This is a genomic window from Streptomyces sp. NBC_01669 (assembly GCF_026339735.1).
GTDB classification, from domain to species: domain Bacteria; phylum Actinomycetota; class Actinomycetes; order Streptomycetales; family Streptomycetaceae; genus Streptomyces; species Streptomyces yanii.
In genome coordinates, this window is record NZ_JAPEQG010000001.1 from 1,902,866 (window position 1) to 1,921,046 (window position 18,181).

Genomic DNA, 18,181 nt, shown 5'->3' on the forward strand with positions numbered 1-18,181 from the left:
CGTGTGCGCCGGGCCGCCGGAACCGCTGCGACGGTGTCCCTGCGCGGCGGGGAATCGGTGGGCGATGGCACGACGGGGGTCTTCACGAGGGACTCAGCTCTGCTGCAGGAGCCGGTCACAGGCCTTGACAGCGTTGTCAAGAGCTTCCTTGGGGCTCTGCTTCCCCTGCAGGGCCTTCGCGATCTGATTCCGCAGCTCGGTCTTCATCTGGTCACTGAAGAGGACGGGCGTGTAATTGACCGCCGTCTTCAGGGACTTGGCGGCGGCTACCCGGACGCGCGTCACGTCGGTGCCGTCCTCCTCGGTGAAGTACGGGTCGTCGAGGGATCCTGCGGTGCTCGGGAAGATGGCGACCTGCTTCGCGAACTCCATCTGGCGGGTCGCGTCGGTCACATAGTGCGCGAAGGCCACGGCCGCGGGCTTCTGCTTCGTCTGCGCGTTCACCATCACGCCCATGACGTACATGTTGGCCTTGCCGGTGCTGCTGATCTGGTCGGTGATCCCGATGTTCTTGTAGAGACTCGGCGCCTGCTTCTTGAAGTTCTCCAGATCCAGCGCGCTACCGGGATTCATCGCCACGGAGCCGGTGAGGAACTTGTGGCCGGACGACTCAGGGGTCGCGGTCAGGGCCTGCGGGTCGAGCGCCTTGGCGTCGTACAACTCCTTGTAGCGCGTGAGCAGTTCGATGCCCTTGGCGTCATTGAAGGCGAAGCCCGTACCGTCCTCGTTCGTCAGCTGTCCGCCGTACCGGCCGAAGTCCTCGATGGTGGGTACGTTCGCCAGCGTGGCGACCTTGCCCTTGCTCTGCCCGGCCAGTTTCAGACCGGAGTCGAAGAGTTCGTCGTATGTGGTCGGCGGCTTCTCCGGGTCGAGTCCGGCCTCCTTGAAGAGGGTCTTGTTGTAGAACAGCGGGCCGGTGTTGAGGTACCAGGGGAAGGCGTACGTCCCTTCCATGCCCGGTATCCGGTGGCTCTGCCAGGCGCCGGGGAGGTACTCCTTGCGGTACTTCGACGCCGCCTTGTCGAGGTCCAGCGCGATCCCCGCCTTGGCCAGCGGTGCGACCAGGTCGGGCGAGACATTGACGACGTCCGGCAGGGTGCCGCCGGCCGCGTCGGCGCTGATCTTGTCCGCGTAGCCCTCGGCGGGCCGGTCGACCCACTTGACCTCGGCGCCCGGGTACTTCTTCTCGAAGTCCGCGATCAGCCCGGTGAAGTACGGCTTGAAGTTGGCCTGAAGGTTCCAGGTCTGGAAGGTGATCCTGCCCTGTACCTTGCCCTCGACTTTGCCGGACCCGCCGGACGAGTCCCCGGTTCCACCTCCACAGGCGCTCAGCGGGAGGACGGCGGCGACAACGGCGGCAGCGGCGACTGCTCTGCGGGAAATGCGCACGGTGAACGGCTCCTTTGCTCGGACCAGGCGTGCGGACGGGACGCGCCGGGTCCGTGGTGGACTCACCGGCTGCGTACGCCCAGCAGACCTTCCAATGCACGCGGCGCAAAGTCAATACATTCGATTGAAGTTACGCCAACTTTCGCCATCCATGCAGGTCAGAGCGGTGTTTACAGGTATTGACGATGTTTGACTAATGCGCTTTAGGGCCATGGAACTCAAGCGCTTTAGTCGCTGGTGGACTTCGTTCGACCAGTGCCGTCGGAAGGCTTAGGATGCCCCGGGGAGGAGCGAGCACCGCGCCCCTCGAGGAGCATGCGGAACGCAGGGAGAGGGCAGACCGGGTGACACCGAAGGGGCCGCCGGGCGGGGAGACTCCACCGACCCGGCGCACACCTGCGCGACGGCCGACCATGAAGGACATCGCCCAGCGCGCCGGAGTGTCCGAGAGCGCCGTGTCCTTCGCCCTCAACGACCGCCCCGGCGTCTCGGAAATCACCCGGGACCGCATCCGGCGCGTCGCCGAACAGCTGGGCTGGCGGCCGAGCACTGCCGCCCGCGCACTGTCGGGCGAGGGATCGGCCACCGTGGGCCTCGTCGTGGCTCGCCCCGCGGCGAGTCTGGGTGTGGACTCGTTCTTCCTGCAGCTGATCTCGGGCATTCAGGAGGTGCTGGCCGAGCGCCAACTCGGCCTGCTCTTCCAGGTGGTGGAGGACGTAACCGCCGAGTGCGCCGTTTACCGGCGGTGGTGGGCGGAGCACCGGGTCGACGGGGTGCTGGTCGTCGATCCGCGGACGGACGACCCGCGTGCCGAACTGCTGGACGAGCTCGGGCTGCCCGGAGTCGTCATCGGGGCGCTCCCCGGCAGCGACACCGGTCCGCACCCGGGCCTCTCCCAGGTGCGCGCGGACGATGCGGCTGCCATGGCGGCGATCGTGGGCCGGCTGCACGAGCTGGGGCACCGGCGCATCGTGCACATCGCGGGCCTGCCCACGCTCGCCCACACCGACCGGCGCATCCGCTCCCTGCGCATCGAGGCGGACCGGCGTGGGCTGGCCGAGGCCCATTCGGTGACCACGGACTACTCCGATACGGAGGGGGCGGCTGTCACCCGCCGGGTGCTGGAACAGTCCGTCCCGCCGACCGCGATCATCTACGACAACGATGTGATGGCCGCGGCAGGGATCGCCGTCATCGCGGGGCTCGGCATCTCGGTCCCCCGCGACGTGTCGGTCGTGTCGTGGGAGGACTCCGCGCTGTGCAGGCTGACGGCCCCGTGGCTGACCGCGCTGTCCCGGGACACGGTCGCGTTCGGGCGCATCGCCGCACGGGAGCTGACCGCGCTGCTGGACGGCGGCGCGGCCCGCACCGTACAGGTACCGCTGCCCGGGCTGATCGAACGCGGAAGTACGGCCCCGGCGCACGGCGGTTGACGGAACCACACCCCGTCCGGCAGCACTCTTCCCGGCATCCGGCAACGGCCGGTGCGCCGTGGCAGACTGCGGTCATGACTGAAGCCGTGAAGGGCCCCGCCAGCTACTTCCCGTCGATCGAGAAGACGTACGGCCGGCCGATCCCGGAGTGGAAGGACCTCATTCGGTCCTCGCCCCTGACCAAGCACATGGAGCTGGTCTCCTGGCTCAAGGCCGAGCACGGCCTCGGCCACGGCCACGCCAACGCCCTCGTCGCGCACACCCTCGCGGAGGACAAGGGCAAGTAGCGGCGCCGTGATCGCCGGGTCGCCTCCGTGATCACGGCTGGCGGCCACGAGCCGCCGCGCCACAGGTGCGGTGATTTCGTTCTCGCGTGCACACTCGGCTGCGGGCGCGCCCACAGCACCTCAACTGAAGGGCGGGTGCTTGTCGGTGAACTCCCGCTCGATCCACGCCAGCCGCTCCTCGATGGACCGACGGCACGGCTCCGGTGCTGTGTTCCGCAGCCTGCTCAGCAGCGCCCGAATGCGGGACAGCACCATCGGCGAGTTGGAGGCCGCGCAGAGCATGTCGTCGATCCCGACACGGATGAACTCGTCCCAGGACGGCAGGCACAGCACCACACGCACAGAGCCATCGCCCCCGGCGATCGACCGGGCGCCAAGGTCCGCCGAGGTGAGGTAGCGCAGCAGGTCTTCCGTGGCATCGAGAACCTGCACAGCGGTCGCCGGGTCGTTGATCGCCGAGGAGAGCGCACGCAACCCGATGTCGGACAGCAGCCGGAAGGCAAGCATCGGATCCTGGTGGAACGTGCGCTCGACCCCCGCGACCACCGACCGCAGCACCTGGTCGCCGGGGACCCGCCGGCCGCGCACCTCCGCCACGACGTCGCCTGCGTAAAGCGTGGCCCCGACCGGCACCCTCAGCACGATGACCGCATCGGCCGACGCAGCCACCCGCACCAGCCTCCGCAGGTCCACCTGCCCGACAACGACGGCACCGCGCGGCCACACGACACTCGACGTCACCTCGGGCAGGCGTCGGGGCCCGTCCCCCTCCTCTGCCGCCCGGGGTCCAGTGCCCGCAGGCGGATAGAAGGTGCGCAGCACCTTGCGTCCCCGGTCGCGTACATCGGTGAGGACGTGGGCGAGCTGGATGGACCGAAGGGCACCGAGCTGCAGCCGCCGAACCAGCACCAGAGCCGCGGCCGACAGGACCAGGGTCGCGGTGGGAACGGTCACCGACACAGTCGGCTCGGAACCGATGGCCAGAATCGCGGTGACCGCGAAGACCAGCAGCCCGACCACGAAGGCGAAGACGCGCCACACCGCCGGGTCGGACCGGAACAGGGCCAGCCGATGACTGAAGTTCCCGGCCGCCCACTGCACCACCAGGAACAGCAGCGAGAAGATCAGCGTGGCGACGCTCAGCACCCCCAGACCGACGACCTTCAGCACGTCCACCGCCCGGTCGGAGGCCACCTGGTAGCCGCCGTCGATCCTCGGCAGGGCCATCCCCAGCACGAGCCCCGCCGCCGCGGCCACCGCTTGGGCGCTCCCGGCACGCAACGCGCGCCGTGGACGTACGACACGCTCGGCCGACTGATCCGAACCGAACGATGCCGGAGGGGGGACGTCCACGGTGATCTCCGATCGAGGGCATGGTCGCAAGGAAATGACACGCTCGGACCACGGACGGCGCCTGGCAAGACACCATGCCGCCATGCGGCCGAACGGACCTGCCACGCCCGTCTTCGGCACTGCCACCGGCTCAGGGATCGGGACGCTCCTCCGGTGGAACGTGCGCCGGTTCAGGCGAACGGCTGCGGTGCGGTTGCTCCGACCTCCCGGACGGCGGAGCCTGGTCGATACCGCCCTCGCAGAGCCGGCTCGGCTGCTGCTGGGGAAGGAGCCGATGGTCGCGGGCCGCGATCGCGGCGGCCGGCAGCGCCGGCCGTGACCGGAGAGAGGGGCTGGCCGGCGATGGCGGACACGTGGGCCGAGCGCATCGCGACGTTCATCGAGCCGCTGCGCGTGAAGCCGGGGTCGACGGTGGATCTGGCCAAGGACTTCGATCCCCGCTACAAAGGGCACCTGAAGAAGCGGCAGGGCGTCGAACTGCTCCGTACCGGCGTGTCGCTGCTGGCCGAGTACCAGATGCGGCTGGCCGCCCAGGACACGTACGGGGTGCTGCTCTGCCTCCAGGCGCTCGACGCCGGAGGCAAGGACGGGACGATCCGCCACGTCATGAGCGGGGTGAACCCGCAGGGCGTGAAGGTCAGCAGCTTCAAGGTTCCCTCGGCCCAGGAACTCGACCATGACTACCTGTGGCGCTACGCCCGCCGGCTGCCCGCGCGCGGAGACATCGCGATCTTCAACCGCTCGCACTACGAGGAGGTCCTCGTCGTACGGGTGCACCCCGAGGTTCTCGACCGGCAGAGGCTGCCGCAGTGTGTCCGGGGGACGGAGATCTGGGACCGCCGCTACCGGGAGATCAACGACTGGGAGCGCTACCTCACCGACAACGGGTTCAAGGTGGTGAAAATCTTCCTGAACCTCTCCAAGGAGGAGCAGCGCACCCGCTTCCTCAAGCGGATCGACCTGCCCGAGAAGAACTGGAAGTTCTCCGCGGCCGACGTCCGGGAGCGCCGCCGGTGGGACGACTACCAGCTCGCGTTCTCCGAGATGCTGTCGGCCACGAGTACGAAGTGGGCGCCCTGGTACGTCGTACCGGCGGACCGGAAGTGGTTCGCGCGCATCTGCGCGGCCTCGGTGCTCGCCCACACACTGATGGACATCGATCCCCAGTACCCCACGATCGGGGACGAGGCCCGAAAGGACCTGCTCAGCGCCCGGCGGGAGTTGGAGAAGGAGGCCCCCCGGGGAGCCCAGGCCGACCCGTACGCAAGCCGGCGCCGGGCGAAGAGAGCGAAGGGCACCTAGGGCACTGTCCTGTCGGCCCTCGTGGATCGGCCCGGGGCGTCCGGTGCGGTGCATCGCACGGCGGAGGATCGTCCTCGTACGGGACGTACGTGGGCGGCTCCGACAGCACGGCGAGGTGCCGTGCCAGGCGTTCCGGGCCACGAAGACCGCCGGGACAGGGCCTGGGACGGACCGGCGGGCCGGGAGCAGACCGGTCAAGGATCGGAGGCATGACGATGACGGTGCAGCAACACCCTGCGGGGCAGCGTCCGCCGCCCCCGGCAGACTGGTACGCACGTTCTCCGCAGGACGTCGCATCGGCGCTCGGTGTGGACCCGGCCGTCGGGCTCTCCGCGGTGCGGGTGGCGGAGCTGCTGGCCGCGAACGGCCCGAACGCGCTGCCCGAGGAGCAACCGCGCCCGGCCTGGCGGCGATTCCTGGACGAGTACCGCAGCTACATGCAGATCATTCTCGTGGCCGCCGCGCTGGTCTCGTTCCTGATCAAGCAGTGGAGCACCGCGATCCTGCTCGTCCTGCTCACGCTGCTGAACGCGGTTGTCGGCCTGCGCCAGCAGGGCAAGGCCGAGAGCGCGATGAACGCGCTGAAGTCGATGATGAAGGCGACGGCCAGAGTGCGCCGCGACGGCACCGAGTCCGAGATCCCGGCCGAACAGCTCGTCGCGGGCGACATCGTGCTCATCGCCGCCGGTGACCAGGTGCCCGCCGACGGACGCATCATCGAGGCCAACGCCCTGCAGATCGACGAGTCGGCGCTCACCGGCGAGAGCGTCCCCGCCGCCAAGGACGCCGGCACCCTGCCGCACGGGGGGAGCCGGCCGGGGCCCGGCGACCAGACCAACATGGCCTTCATGAACACCCCGGTCACGCACGGCAGCGCTGTTCTGGTCATCACCGGAACGGGCGAGGACACCGAGCTCGGCAAGATCTCCGGAATGCTGTCGGCCACTGCCAAAGAGGAGTCGCCGCTCACCAAGGAACTCAACGCCCTGACGCTGTGGATCGCGACGGCGGCCGGTCTGACCATGGTCGTGATGTTCGCCCTGGGCCGCGCTCGCGGCCAGGCATGGGACACGCTGTTCGTCAGCGCCGTCTCCCTGGCCATCGCGGCCATCCCCGAGGCGCTGCCCACGGTGACCCAGGTGATCCTCTCCGTCGGCAGCCTCAACCTGGCGAAGCGCAACGCCATCGTGAAGGAGCTGCCCTCGGTCGAGACCCTCGGCTTCACCTCGGCGATCAACTCCGACAAGACCGGCACCCTGACGATGAACCAGATGACTGCCGTCGAGGTGGTGAGCCCCACCGACCGGTACACCGTCTCGGGCATCGGCTACGGACTCGAGGGGAAGATCCACCACGCCGCGGGCTCCTCGGCGGGCATCGAGGACGCGATCCTCCCGTACGTCGTCGCCAGCGACGCGAACCTGGTGGACGGCACGGTCGTGGGCGACCCCACCGAGGGAGCACTGCTCGTCCTCGGCCACAAGGCCGGGCTGGACATCGAAGCGACCCGGGAGCGGCTGCCCCGGCTCGCGACTCTCCCGTTCGACCCGGACTACAAGCTGATGGCCACCTTTCACAGGGCCGTCGATGCCTCGGGGCGGTCCGTCGTGCGGTGCTTCGTCAAAGGTGCGGCGCCGGCCGTCATGTCCCGGGCCGGCACCGCGCTGGCGGCGGGCGCTGCCGTCCCGTGGGACGCGGAGCTGAGCCGGCGCGCCCGCGAGCAGACCGAGCGGATGGGCAGCGAGGGACGACGTGTCATGGCCGCGGCCACCCGTGACCTGGACCCGGCGGACTTCGATCCGGACGGCGATCTCCTCGCCCTCGTCACCGATCTCCGGATGACCAGCCTCGTCGGCATGATCGATCCGCCCCGCGACGAGTCCCGTGCCGCCGTGGCCAGCGCCCAGGCCGCCCACATCCGGGTCCGCATGGTCACCGGGGACGACGTCACCACCGGCGCCGCCATCGCCGGACAGCTCGGGATCCCCGGAGAGGCCATCCTGGGCGCGGACTTCGCCGCCCTGCCGGAACACGAGCAACTCGCCCGCATCGACGACATCGGCGTCGTCGGCCGTGTCGCGCCGGAGCACAAGGTCCTGCTCGCAGACACCCTCAAGAAGAAGGGCGACGTCGTGGCGATGACCGGTGACGGTGTCAACGACGCGCCCGCCATCAAGGCCGCCGACATCGGCATCGCCATGGGCACGGGCACGGACGTGGCCAAGAACGCCGGCCGGATGATCCTCTCCGACGACAACTTCGCCACGATCGTCTACGCCGTGGAGGAGGGCAGAAAGCTCTACGACAACCTCACCAAGTACATCCGCTTCGTCCTCCTGCTGCTGGTCACCTTCGTACTGACCTTCCTCGGCGCCGCCCTCTTCAACATCGCCGCCGGTGAACCGTTCACCCCGCCCCAGGTCCTCTGGGTCCACTTCATCGTCAACGCCCCCTTCGGCTTCGCCCTCGGCTTCGACCAGGTGAGCCCCGGGCTCATGCGGCGCACGCCGCGCCCGCGCGGGGAATCGGTGCTGACCAAGGCCGTGCTGGTCACCATCGGCCTTGGCGGGCTGGCCATCACCGTCCTCCTGCTCGCCCTCATCAAAGTGGGCGAGAGCCACTTCGACAGCGCCCGGATCGGCAACTCGATGGCGTTCACCGCCTTCGCCCTCTGCCTGATCGTCGCCGCGTTCGAATGCCGCAGCGAAACCGGCTCGGTGTTCACGACCGCGACCTTCGACAGCAAGCAGATGAACTGGGCCGCATTCTCCGAGTTCGTCCTCGCGGTGCTGGTCACCCAGATGGACGGCTTCCGCCGCATCCTCGGCACCACCGAGATCGACCTCCGGCAGTTCGGCTGGGCACTGCTGGCCGCCCTCGTGCTCCTGCTCCTGTGGGAACTGGGCAAGCTCCTGGCGCGCAGAGCACGGGCCGCCGCCTAGGGCCGTGAGGGGCACTACGCCGGCCGTGCGACCGACAACACGGTCGACGTCTCCACCCACGAAGTGGCCCTCACCCCCACCGCCAAGGAGGTCAGTGCCACCCGCCGTTACGCCCTGATGACCCAGCGGCGGCTGCCCAAGCGTTCGCCGGACTCGATGCTCGACCGGATCCAGGACTCGACGCCGCAATTCCGGCGGAGCTCGGGGCACGACGGCCTCCGGTTACTGCCGGACGGTCCGTTTTCTCCAGCAATCCGGCTCCACAGGAACCGGTGAACACCACCACGTTCGACGTCAGCGATCACACACGGGCCTCCATCCGGAGGCTGGGCCGGGCAGAGGGAAGGCTTCGCCGAGTGAGGCACGGTCGCGCGACCTCTGCGCCGCATGGATCTCAGCCGACGCTGTTCTCGGTGACGGTGGGGGCGGGGAGTTCGCCGGTGCAGGTGGCGCGACCGTAGGTACCTGAGGCGGTAGCACTCTGGACGTGCCTGCCGCGGACGGCGAGGGCGCAGAGGGCCTGGCCTCCCTTGCCGTCGAGGGTGATGTTGACGCTGGGGGCCTTGCCGAGCGGAACCCGGACAGACTTCTTCCAGGGGAGCTTGGCGGTCTTCTCGACGGTTGCGTCGCCGGACTCGCTGCGGGCGAGGTAGGAGATCTCGACGGTGCCGGTGCCGGTGACCTCGTAGGTGACTTCGGCGGTGGGGACGGCGCGCGGCTTCGGCTCGTCCTCGGTGTTGAAGACGCCGTACAGGACGAGCCCGATGCAGGCGGCGACGACCGCGGCGGCGGCGACGAAGCCGCGGCGGTCCGTGCCCTTCGGGGTCGCCTGGTGCGACTCCGGGGGTACCGGGCTTTCGGTCGGTTGCGGCGTATCCATCGTTTCGGGCGTAGCCATGGAGCTCCGGCTTTCGTTCGGCATGCGTTCCCGTCAGCGAACGCACTCGGTGCAGAACTGTGGGTTATACACGAGATGATGCGGCCCGGTCGAGCGAGGAGAAATATCGGGCAAATAGCCAACGAGTCGCGTCAATTACCCGAAATATGAGCCGACTTGACGGGCCATGTAAATCCTGGATAAATATCGCGCCGCCAAGATCGAACTCTCGGTTCGTTTGCGGCATTCCTGCGCGCACATCGCGTCACAGAGAGCGAAAGGCGCACCTGTGAAAGTCCCCCGCAGGAGACATCTCTCCTATCTCATCGTCTCGGCAGTAGCGGGAACCCTGCTACCGCAGGTGGCGTATGCAGCCCCCGCCTCATCGTCCGACGACGACGGCAAGGGTGTCGTCGACACCGTCAAGGGCTGGTTCGACGACAGCGAAGACGACAGTAAGCCGCCCACTGGCGGGAAGCTGGCGATACCGAGTCGGCAGAAGCTTCCGAAGGGCAAGAATCTGCCGAAGGCGACCCGGGTCAAGGAGTTGACGGGCAAGCGCACTTCGCAGGCCCGCTTCTGGCAGATGTCGGACGGCCGGGTGGAGGCCGAGCTGTCGGCCGTGCCGGTCGACTACAAGTCCGGCACGTCCTGGAAGCCGATCGACACCGGACTGAAGCCCACGAAGGTCAAGGGCTTCGAATTCGCCAACACCAGCAACACGGGCCGGAGTTGGTTCGGCTCCGACGCCGGGAAGCTGCTGCGCTTCAAGTCCCCCGACGGCCGTTCGGTCACGATGGGCCTCGAGGGCGCGAAGGGCGACCTGAAGCCGCAGGCCAAGGGCGAGACCGTCACCTACAAGGACGCGGTTTCCGGGGCCGACCTGGAGTACAAGGTCGGCCGTGGTCAGGTGAAGGAGAACATCGTCCTGGACCGGGCCCCGGCGGGCCCGGTCTCGTACACCTTCACGCTCGATACCGACGGGCTGACCCCGAAGGCCCGCAAGGACGGCTCGGTCGCCCTGTACGGTGAGCTGCCGAACACTCCGGTCATGGTGATCCCGGCGCCGTACATGACGGATGCCAAGAAGGATCCGCTCTCGCCTACCGGCGGCACGTACTCCACTCGCGTCACCCAGAAGCTGACCCGGGTCGGTAAGCAGTGGAAGCTGACGGTCACCCCGGACGCCAAGTGGCTTGCTGCCAAGGACCGTCAGTACCCGGTGGTGATCGATCCGACGATCACCATCGCGCCGGACGCGGCGGCCTCGCAGGACGCCATGGTCCTGTCCGACCAGCCCGCTGTGAACTTCAACAACACCTGGAAGCTGGCCGCGGGCAAGACCGACACGGGCATCGCCCGGTCGCTGGTCAAGTTCCCGCTGACCGAGATCCCCTCAGGCACGAAGATCGACTATGCGCGCCTGAAACATGTACTTCGACCAGTCGCACACCACCAATGCCAACGATGTCACCATCGAGGCGCACCGGGCGACCGGTGCCTGGGACGAGACGACGGCGACGTGGAACAACACCAGCGCGCTGGTCGGCGAGCTGTCCGGCACCACTGTGCAGATCGACGACGGTGACACCGGCACGGCCGCGGTGGGCGAGTGGCCCAAGGGCACCACGACCGGTGGCGCCGCGACCAACGACGACTTCGTGTTCAACAAGAACACCGCGACCGGTGAGACGTACACCTGGCAGCCCCAGGTGGCGGAGACAGCCTCGTACCGCGTGGAGGCGCACTACCCGGCGGCTTCGGACGCGGCCACGGCGGCCCCGTACACCGTCACCCACCGGGACGGTACCAACAACTACACGCTCAACCAGACCGGCACGGGCGGCACCTGGAAGGCGCTGGACACCGCCCAGCTGTACTTCGCCAAGGGCAACACCGGCAAGATCGTCCTCGGTGACACCGGTTCCTCGACGACGCGGACGCTCGCCGACTCGATCCGTCTGGTCAACCCCAGCCAGATCGTGAAGAACACCGGTGAGTACAACCAGTGGCACGACTTCCCGGTCACCGACACGGTCCAGAAGTGGGTGTCGGGCACCGCTACCAACTTCGGCTTCGTGCTGCAGGCCAAGGACGACACGCTGGCCGCGACGCCGACCGGCGGTCCGCGCTACGAGGCCGGTGACGGCGCGTACGGCGGTGAGACCTCGACCATCCCGAAGCTCACGGTGACGTACGGCAAGGTGGGCACCTCGCTCAACTCGCCGACCGTGGTGCACTCCACCGGTCCCGAGCTGTCCTGGTCGAAGTACACCAACACCACCGGTGACCCGAACCTGGACCCGGTCGAGTACCAGCTGCACCGCTCCACGCAGCAGGTCTTCACCCCGTCGGCGGCGACCCTGATCGCACCGATCGACAAGGCCGCGACCACGTACACGGACACCACCGCGGTGCCGACCCCCGACTCCAGCTCGGCGGAGATCGGCAAGTCGTACTACTACCAGCTCGCAGTGAAGACGAAGGACGGCCAGCTCCTCGGCTCGCCGACCCGCGTGGTCGGCATCCCCAAGGCCGGCCGCACCATGAAGATCATCCAGGGCAGCCAGGGCGGCGTCACCGACACCACCCTCTCCTCGCAGCAGCCGACCACGAACCAGGACACCATCCAGTCCTTCGCCGTCGGCCAGAAGTGGCTGAGTGTCGGCAACAACTCGACGACCTACGGCAAGACCCGCGCCGTCCTCAAGTTCCCCGCCACATCCATCCCCTCCACCGCCACGGTGTTGGAGAACAAGATGTACATGTGGGGCGCCGAAACGACCACCGGTACCGACGGTGCGATCTACGAACTCCACGGTCTGACCAAGGACTTCGACGAGACCACCGCCACCTGGAACAACCTCAACGCCACCACCGCGTGGACGACCGCGGGCGGCGACATGTCCGCCACCGTCTCGGACACCGTCGGCACGGTCAGCGAGGTCGGCCGGCACTGGTGGGACGCGACCAGCCTGATGCAGTCGTGGGTGAAGACCCCGACGGCGAACAAGGGCGTCGCGGTCAAGCTGAAGGACGAGACGACCACCGGCCCCCAGGAGCGCACCCTGTTCCTGAACGCCGAGACGGCCGACCCGCAGCTGCGCCCGTACATGCAGGTCATCTACGTCGACTCGACGACCGAGGACACCTACTACGCGCCGCAGACCCCGGCACGGATGACACCGAACTCCACGTACACGGTGGACTTCACGGTCACCAACACCACGGCCGCGGCGTGGGCGGCGGGTGAGCGTGAGCTCTCCTACACCTGGAAGCTGCCCGACGGCACGGACACGACGACCGGCGGCAACCAGCTCAAGACCGCGATTCCGGCGCTGCTTCCGGGCAAGTCGGCCACGATTCAGGCGAAGGTCCGGACGCCGATCAACTCGGACAACGGGTCCAAGCGCACGGACTACGTGCTCGGCTGGGACGTCAGGAAGATTGCGGACGGCTCCTGGCTGTCAGCGGGTAGCGGCGGCATCCCGGCACTGAAGCAGAACGTGGCGGTCGAGGACCCGACCTCCAACGACCTGGGCCTGGAGAAGTTCTACTCCTACAACGGCAAGAACACCGGCGCCGGCTCGACACTGATGAACAACCTGTCCTCGGGCAACATCGTCTGGTCCTATGACGCGTTCTCCAACCCGGGCCGGGGCCTGAGCACCTTCGCGCGCTTCGCGTACAACTCGCTCGACACCTCGGACACAGTGCTGGGTGCGGGCTGGTCGGGTCAGGCCGCGGGCCCGATCCGGATGGGTGCGCCGCTGGACTTCCACCCCAACCCCAACCCGACCGAGATCAAGCTCCCGGACGGCGACGGCACCACGCACATCTTCACCAAGCAGGGCGACGGCAGCTGGAAGGCCCCGGCAGGCGTGCACTTCAAGCTGGCCCCGAAGGCCGGTCTTGACTGCACCCCGCTCAAGGACCCGATCCCGGATGCCTGGACCATGACCCGTCCGGAGGGCACTCGCTTCCTGTTCGGTTGCGACGGCTATCTGACCTCGACGATCGACAAGAACGGCAACACGCAGTCGTTCACGTACGAAGAGCGCAAGTCCAACAACAAGCCGACCAAGTTCCTCAAGTACGTTACCGACCCGGCAGGCCGGGAGACGCTGACCGTCGACTACTTCGACAAGAGTGAGAACAACAACCCGAAGATCATCGACCATGTGCAGTCGATGACCGACATCTCGGGTCGCACGCTCACGTTCGAGTACTCGGACAAGGGTCTGCTGACCAAGCTGACCGACGGCGCGGGCTCCTCCCAGCCGAAGGTCTTCGTCTTCGAGTACGACGCCACACAGGGCAACAAGAACGTCAAGCTGGTCAAGGTCACCGACCCGCGCGGCAACGCCACGACCATGGCGTACAACGAGCCCAAGGCCGGCGACGACCCGAAGTACCACTGGTGGACCAAGACGATCAACGACCGTCTGAACGGCGCGACCGGCTTCACCTACGCCGCCGACGCCACCAACAGCAAGTTCACCGACGCCAAGGTCACCGACGCGGAGGCGCACACCACCACCTATGTGGCGGACGACTTCGGCCGGCCGGTCCAGACGACCAACGCCAAGTCCCAGACCACCAAGATGAGCTGGGACGCGGACAACAACGTCACCTATCTCGCAGAGGCCAACGGCGCCAAGACCGCGTACTGCTACGACCAGAAGACCGGCTACCCGCTGTGGCAGCGCGACGCGGAGCGCAACAAGGCCGGGGTTCCGCCCCAGTCGGACTGCGCGCCGGGCACCTACCCGGCCGACAGCCAGAAGTTCGAGTACCAGACCCGGCTCGACGGCTACTCGGCCGACCTGTTCACCAAGACCTCCCCGGAGGGCCGCAAGTGGCAGTTCGGCTATGACAGCCACGGCAACCTGAAGTCGGTCACCGACCCCAAGGGTGTCGCCACCACCGGCACGGCGGGTGACTACACCACCTCGTACGAGTACGACGCCTACGGTCAGCAGACCAAGGCGACCGACGCCAACGGCAACCCGACGACCAACAGCAGCTTCGGTCCGACCGGCTACCCGGCGACGATCACGGATGCGCTGGGCAAGTCCTCAGCCTTCGTCTACGACGAGCGCGGCCAGGTCACCCAGGTGACCGACGCTCTGGGGAAGAAGACCACGCAGACGTACGACACCTTCGGCCGTCCGCTGGTCAGCACCGTGCCGAAGGACCAGGCCGCGGGTGTTCTGATCACCACGCCGGCTCCGGTCTATGACGCCAACGACAACGTCACCATGTCGACGGCGCCCAACGGCGCGACCTCCACGGCGGTGTACGACCCCGCCGACCAGGTCAAGGAGGCCACGGCCCCGAAGGACAGCTCCACGTCGAGTGAGCGGAAGACGACCTACGGGTACGACAAGACCGGTCATCTCCTCACCACGACGGAGCCCAACGGCTCGCTGACCACGTCGGTCGCGACCGACTATGTGACCACCAACAACTACGACGAGATCTACCAGCTCGCGTCGGTGGTCAACGCCGACGGCGACAAGATCTCGTACACGTACGACAACGTCGGCAACCTGATCAAGGTGGTGGACCCGAAGAAGACCGCCACCGCGGACCCCGACGACTACACCACCAAGACCGACTTCGACCTGAACCACCGGGCCACCGTGTCCACGGACGCGGCGGGTAAGACGAGCAAGCGTTCCTATGACAAGGACTCACTGGTTCTCTCCTCGACGGACGCGGAGAACAACACCACGCTCATCACCTATGACGAGCGGGGCAAGCAGACCGAGGTCAAGGTCCCTTACTCGGGCACCACGACGCGGTCGACGAAATTCGAGTACGACCAGGTCGGCAACACCACCAAGGTGATCAGCCCGCGCGGTGCCGGCACGGCAGCCACGGACGACTTCGTCTCGGAGACCACGTATGACGTGCTGAACCGTCCGAAACGCCAGATCCAGCCGTACGACCCGGCGGACTCCCGCTACAACAAGAAGGTCTGGACGGAGACGTACTACGACGAGGTGGGACGGGTCTCCAAGTCCTCCCTGCCGCCGTCGGAGGGCCAGACGGTCCGCAACGACACCGACTACACCTACTTCGACAACGGCTGGGCCAAGTCGGCCACGGACCCGTGGGACATCAGGACCACGTACGACTACAACGACCTGGGCAGGCAGACCGCCCGCACGCTGACGTCGGCCGGGGGGGGCGTCGGACCGCACCATGAGCTGGTCGTACTACCCGGACGGCAAGCTGAAGTCGAAGTCGGACGACGGCGTTCCGGTCGGTAGGTCGGTGGTCCTGGTGGACAACTCCGACACCCAGAACACATCCTCGACCGGCACCTGGTCGGCGGGCGACGTTACCGGGCAGCAGGGCTACGACCACCGCACGCATGCGGCCGGTACGGGCACCGACGCCTTCGCGTGGACGCTGAACGTCCCCAAGGACGGCACGTACACCGCGTATGTGAAGTACCCGAAGGTGATCGGCGCCGCCACGACGGCCAAGTACACCCTCACGCACGGGACGACGACCGAGCCTTCGGTGACGAAGGACCAGAACGCCGCCACCGGCACCTGGGTGTCGCTCGGCTCCTACAGCCTCAAGCAGGGCGAGGACGCCAAGCTGAAGCTGGACCAGAACAGCGGCGGTGTGGCGGTCGCGGACGGCGTCAAGCTGGTCCGGGACACCACCGGCGAGACGGACAACGAGAAGAAGTCCTTCGCCTACGCCTACGACGCCAACGGCAACCTGACCTCGATCGACGACACCTCATCCGGCGCGAAGATCGACGCGTACACGATCGCCTACACGGGCCTCAACCAGGTCCAGAAGGTCACCGAGGCACTGGCCGGCCAGGAGAAGAAGGCCACGTCGTACGCGTACGACGCCAATGGCCAGGCGGACACCGTCACGCACCCCGACCAATATTCCAAGTACACCTACGACCTGCGTGAACTGGTCGAGACGGTGTCGGTCGGCAAGTCGGCCACGGACACCTCGCCGAAGGTCACCTCCTACACGTACACCGACCGCGGTCAGAAGCTGAAGGAGACCAAGGCCAACAGCAACACCGTCGACTACGCCTACTACCTCAACGGCCTGCCGAAGACCGAGACCGAGAAGAAGTCGAACGGGACTCTGGTCAGCGACCACACCTACGCCTTCGACGCCAACGGCAACAAGGCGCAGGACGTCGCGAAGAAGATGAACGCCGACGACCACTCGGCGTACCTCACCACGACCACCGACTACAGCTACGACCCGGCCGACCGGCTGGCGAAGTCGGTGAAGACGGGTACCGGAGCAGGCACCGAGACGTACGTCCACGACGACAACGCGAACGTCGTCTCGCAGACGGTCAACGGCACGACGAGCTCATACACCTACGACCGCAACCGGCTGCTCTCCTCGGTCACATCGGGCACGACGTTCTCGTACAACTACGACCCGTTCGGCCGTCAGGAGTCCGTCTCCGGCGGCGGCAAGGTCATCGAGCGGAGTGTGTACGACGGCTTCGACCATGTCGTCGACGCTCAGAAGATGGACGACACGGGCGCGTTGAAGTCCACGAAGTACACGTTCGACCCGCTGGACCGCACCGCATCGAAGACCGCGGACGGCAAGACCACCGACTTCACCTACCTCGGCCTGTCGGGCGAGGTCCTGAACGAAGAGGTCGCGGGCAAGCTCACCACGTCCTACCAGTACAGCCCGTGGGGCGAGCGCCTGTCGCAGGTCAAGCACAACACGGACGGTACGACGGAGGACGGCTACTACGGCTACAACGGCCATTCCGACGTCGAGACCCTGACCACGAAGGACGGAGACACCAAGGCTACGTACGGCTACACCGCCTACGGATCCGACGACAAGGACCAGTTCACCGGCATCGACAAGCCGGATGCGGCCGACCCCACGAAGGAGGCGTACAACGCCTATCGCTTCAACGCGAAGCGCTGGGACGCAGCCTCGGGCACGTACGACATGGGATTCCGCGACTACAACCCGGGTCTCAACCGCTTCACCACCCGGGACATGTACAACGGCGCTCTGTCGGACATGGAGCTCGGTTCCGATCCGTACACCAGCAACAGGTATGCGTTCAGCGGTGGCAACCCCACCAGCTTCATCGAGCTGGACGGGCACGCGCCGTGCGTCGACGGAATCAAGGACGTCTGTGGCATGCCGGCAGGTAGCTCCTGCTTCCTATGCCTCACCAACCCGAACCCGGGCAAGACGGCGCCGCGTGCGCGAAAGCCCGTCGTGGCGAACAAGGATCTCGACGGAGCGCTGAATCAGCTCTACGCGAGGGACTTCGTCAAGGACGGCGACCTCATGGGTGATGGAAAGACCACCACGGCGCTGCTGGACGAATACAACTCGGGCAAGCCGGTGGGTGAATTCCACATCAAGAAGGCATCCAATGCCATGGCCAGCCTGGCGAAGATCCTGGAGAACGACCGGAGGGGTCGGGCCGGGGACAAGAAGCTGAAGAATGCGATTCTGTCCGAAGCGGACCTGGAAATCGCTCAGCGTGAGTCAAAGGAACTCTGGAGTGCTCTCAATTCCAACGATGTGACCGGGGCAGTTACCCGACACGTCCAA

At 67.2% G+C, this 18,181-nt stretch carries 7 protein-coding genes and 2 pseudogenes; 6 read left to right on the forward strand and 3 right to left on the reverse strand.

Going from position 1 to position 18,181, the window contains the following annotated elements; all coding sequences use genetic code 11:
- Positions 1-93: 93 nt before the first annotated feature.
- Positions 94-1,389, reverse strand: a complete 1,296-nt coding sequence (locus tag OG972_RS08340; protein ID WP_266979687.1) for a sugar ABC transporter substrate-binding protein — start codon at positions 1,387-1,389, stop codon at positions 94-96.
- A gap of 413 nt (positions 1,390-1,802) precedes the next feature.
- Here OG972_RS08340 and OG972_RS08345 point away from each other — a divergent pair, with 413 nt between their 5' ends.
- Positions 1,803-2,822 (forward strand): LacI family DNA-binding transcriptional regulator, encoded by a 1,020-nt coding sequence (locus OG972_RS08345; protein WP_266979689.1) that lies wholly within the window; start codon positions 1,803-1,805, stop codon positions 2,820-2,822.
- Between the two features lie 74 nt (positions 2,823-2,896).
- Positions 2,897-3,109 carry a DUF4287 domain-containing protein gene (locus OG972_RS08350; protein ID WP_266979691.1) on the forward strand — a complete coding sequence of 71 codons (213 nt, stop codon included), beginning with the start codon at positions 2,897-2,899 and terminating at the stop codon, positions 3,107-3,109.
- Positions 3,110-3,229: 120 nt separating this feature from the next.
- Here the strand turns inward: OG972_RS08350 and OG972_RS08355 are convergent, their stop codons facing one another.
- Positions 3,230-4,462, reverse strand: coding sequence for a DUF2254 family protein (locus OG972_RS08355; protein ID WP_266979693.1), 1,233 nt, complete (start codon positions 4,460-4,462; stop codon positions 3,230-3,232).
- Positions 4,463-4,804: 342 nt separating this feature from the next.
- Here OG972_RS08355 and OG972_RS08360 point away from each other — a divergent pair, with 342 nt between their 5' ends.
- From OG972_RS08360 to OG972_RS08370, 3 genes and pseudogenes are all read left to right on the forward strand, one after another.
- Positions 4,805-5,764, forward strand: coding sequence for a polyphosphate kinase 2 family protein (locus OG972_RS08360; RefSeq protein ID WP_266979695.1), 960 nt, complete (start codon positions 4,805-4,807; stop codon positions 5,762-5,764).
- 215 nt (positions 5,765-5,979) lie between these two features.
- Positions 5,980-8,706, forward strand: a complete 2,727-nt coding sequence (locus tag OG972_RS08365; protein ID WP_266990348.1) for an HAD-IC family P-type ATPase — start codon at positions 5,980-5,982, stop codon at positions 8,704-8,706.
- Positions 8,707-8,727: 21 nt separating this feature from the next.
- Positions 8,728-8,814, forward strand: a pseudogene (locus tag OG972_RS08370) (FABP family protein); the annotation flags it as partial.
- Between the two features lie 286 nt (positions 8,815-9,100).
- Here OG972_RS08370 and OG972_RS08375 read toward each other — a convergent pair.
- Positions 9,101-9,586 (reverse strand): hypothetical protein, encoded by a 486-nt coding sequence (locus tag OG972_RS08375; protein WP_266979697.1) that lies wholly within the window; start codon positions 9,584-9,586, stop codon positions 9,101-9,103.
- 1,276 nt (positions 9,587-10,862) lie between these two features.
- On the opposite strand from OG972_RS08375, the pseudogene OG972_RS08380 reads away from it, so the two are divergent.
- Positions 10,863-17,722: pseudogene (locus tag OG972_RS08380) on the forward strand (DNRLRE domain-containing protein); the annotation flags it as partial.
- Positions 17,723-18,181 lie beyond the last annotated feature (459 nt).

Coding starts and splice junctions, on each gene's coding strand:
- OG972_RS08345 (WP_266979689.1), top strand. CDS start 1,803: ATGAAGGACATCGCCCAGCGCGCCGGAGTGTCCGAGAGCGCCGTGTCC.
- OG972_RS08350 (WP_266979691.1), top strand. CDS start 2,897: ATGACTGAAGCCGTGAAGGGCCCCGCCAGCTACTTCCCGTCGATCGAG.
- OG972_RS08360 (WP_266979695.1), top strand. CDS start 4,805: ATGGCGGACACGTGGGCCGAGCGCATCGCGACGTTCATCGAGCCGCTG.
- OG972_RS08365 (WP_266990348.1), top strand. CDS start 5,980: ATGACGGTGCAGCAACACCCTGCGGGGCAGCGTCCGCCGCCCCCGGCA.
- OG972_RS08375 (WP_266979697.1), bottom strand. CDS start 9,586: ATGGATACGCCGCAACCGACCGAAAGCCCGGTACCCCCGGAGTCGCAC.